At 47.0% G+C, this 2,578-nt stretch carries 2 protein-coding genes; both read right to left on the bottom strand.

Annotation, left to right across the window (positions count from 1 at the left end; all coding sequences use genetic code 11):
- Positions 1-504 precede the first annotated feature (504 nt).
- Entirely contained in the window at positions 505-1,665 is a 1,161-nt protein-coding gene (locus tag Q0X25_RS08385; RefSeq protein ID WP_298581213.1) for an IS110 family transposase, read from the bottom strand.
- A gap of 548 nt (positions 1,666-2,213) precedes the next feature.
- Positions 2,214-2,578, bottom strand: a 365-nt coding sequence (locus tag Q0X25_RS08380) for an MATE family efflux transporter (RefSeq protein WP_298581210.1), incomplete at its 5' end; no start/stop codon positions are given.

The following is a 2,578-nucleotide window of genomic DNA, read 5'->3' as shown; positions in this document are numbered from 1 at the left end:
GGTTTCGTACCACGCATTGAGTTTCGCGTTTTTTTGTAAATCACCCAGCCTGAGATTCATTGCCCCTCCTTGAGGTCACTTCCCTGGACGTCTTCGGACGTCTTCGAACGTCCTGAGACGTCCCCTTTTTCCTCTAAGTCTACGGGCCCCCTTTTTATGCTTCAAGACGCACCTAGGTTTGACGCTCCATATACCCCGCACCTTGTCAAGAGGGCAAAGCAACCCAACCCGAAATTTCCCGTCGGAATTTTCAGGTTGGGTCTATATCAATCAGCTTTAAGCCTCAATCGGAGTGGCCCCCGCTAAAGGTTGCCGCGTGGCGGCAGTTTCAGATCCGCAGACACCAGTGTACTGGCCTGCACTTCGCGTCATTCGGCATGGGATTTTTCGCTTGTAGTGGACTCTACGTACGCACGCGTCAAATGAATGATGTGCACAGCGTCAGCGCGAACTTCCCTACGCTCTCGAACCAAAGCTTTTTGGCTGTGATACTCAAAAATAGAACTACGTCAATAAGTTCTCGTTGTGAACCATTAAACCAATGGCCCACATATCGCGAACCATCTCACTTGCGACAGCTACTTTTGCGACATTTATTTTCTTGCCCTTGGAAATTAAATGCCGGAATCGCTTATAGTGGCGCATATTACACTTGCGCGCTTCAGCCTCCACTTCTGGTGAAACTTCATGACCTGCGCGCATCGTTTTGGGATTCCGGTTTTGTTGAGATAAACTTGCAAGTCCTTCTATGACAGCCTTTCTGACGGTTGTATCTCCTGTTTTTGTGATGTGCCCATTGTGGCCTGTTTTCTCACCACTGTCATGACGGCTGGGGGTTAATCCAAAATACCTGGCCACACTTCTTCCATTTTTAAATCGAGTAAAATTATCCATCGTCGCCACGTAAGCCAATGCAGTCATTGTGTTTATTCCTTTTAATCGCGTCAATGCATCGATGTATGGCTTAAAGCGCGGTAGTGAGCAAACATTTAGGCACTCTTTTTCAATTTCCTTACACTGGCGTAATCTTTCAAGAACGGTTGCCAGGTTGAATTGTAGTGTTAAACGTTCTGCCACCTGGGGTAATTCAACAGATTTTACCCATGAAATGTAGGATTCACTCCATGTTCCCTTAAGATTTCCAGACTTCGTTCTTTGATTCCAAACATAGCCGTGACGAAGAAGCATAGAAGAGCATTGAAGCTTGCTGCGCTGCACCGCATTCACTGCATCGTAATAGGATCTCACTAAATCTCTGGCTGCCTCTGATTCCTCATTTGGAATCCAGATCGATCGGCACTTTGATTTTGGATTCAAGACAGCAGCAAGTAGCCGATCTGCATCTCGCAGGTCATCCTTATGGCTTCGGTCTTCTATACTTGTGGGAATACTACTAACAGCAATGACATCGCAACTGTACCCACAACTCCTTAAATCTCGTGCGAGCTGGACACCACATGGACCTGATTCATATACAAATCGCATAGGTTCTGACAAACGCGTTTTTGTCCATTCAATGATGTCGTCTGCGCTTGGACAACTATTAAGGCGTCCATGAATCTCTTTTCCATTCGTGAGGTCTTTTGCAGATAATGTAATGGATCGTGCATGCTGGTCCATGGCAATAACTGATGCAAATTCCGTCCGTATCGTGTATTCTTTCATTGAAGCCCCTCCCTGTTTGCGGCAGTCACATCCGCGTGGTTTTGTGTTCTTACACCAAGCGTATTGTTTCTGGCCCGCGTGTCAACAGATAGGGCTTTTCTTTGCTCAGGTGTGGGGTATATCGTCTACGGACAAAGTTTCAAGTTGTGGATGGTTAGTCTCAGCAAACTAAGGCTCAAACCATCCACACCTTGATAACTTGCACGCCTAAACTATCCACAACTTGGAATCTTGCACGCGGGCACCTCCACTAGTTGCTAAGTTGCCTGTAAAACAGAAAAACCAAAGTAAAACCATCCATTAGTTGCTACGTTGCATAAAAAAGGTGAGAAAAAAAAAAAAAAAAAAACAGGCCATCTACTAGTTGCGAAGTTGCATAATAAATTGATAATCCAAAGGCTGCCCATCCACTGGATACGGACTTGCACAAAAATAGAGAATCGAAGGTGCCCACCCATTAGTGACACAGTTGAACGAAAACCAGAAAACGAAAACTAGAAAGGAGAGTGCGGGCGAAATCCCGGACGGCCTTATGATTTAGTGTACTTTCAATCGAAAGAAAGCAGCGTTTTCTTATGAAATTTATAGTGAAGCAAGCCTGCTAAGTCTGCCAGAAACCAGCCGATCGGAACCGACCACCAGATGCCGGCCACGCCGAATGCGGGGACTGAGGACAGCAGGTAGGCCAGCGCAACGCGGGTACCTAAGGAGATGACCGTAAGGATAATACTCATTCCCGGCTTTCCCAACGCCCGGTATAGACCATAGAGCAGGAACAGGCAGCCGATGCCGCAGTAAAACGCTCCTTCAATACGCAGATAGCGCACCCCCTCCACAATGACCTCCACATCTCCGGCATCGACAAACATCTCCATGAGGGGCTTGGCAAAAACGCAGACGGCGGCGGAAATGA

It is taken from the genome of uncultured Olegusella sp. (genome assembly GCF_947253395.1).
Classification (GTDB): domain Bacteria; phylum Actinomycetota; class Coriobacteriia; order Coriobacteriales; family Atopobiaceae; genus Olegusella.
The sequence above is the reverse complement of the archived record's forward strand: the minus strand, read 5'-3'. Positions and strand labels throughout refer to the sequence as shown.

Bases quoted from the DNA above. Each gene is read 5' to 3' on its own strand.
- Q0X25_RS08385 (WP_298581213.1), bottom strand. From the start codon at position 1,665: ATGAAAGAATACACGATACGGACGGAATTTGCATCAGTTATTGCCATG.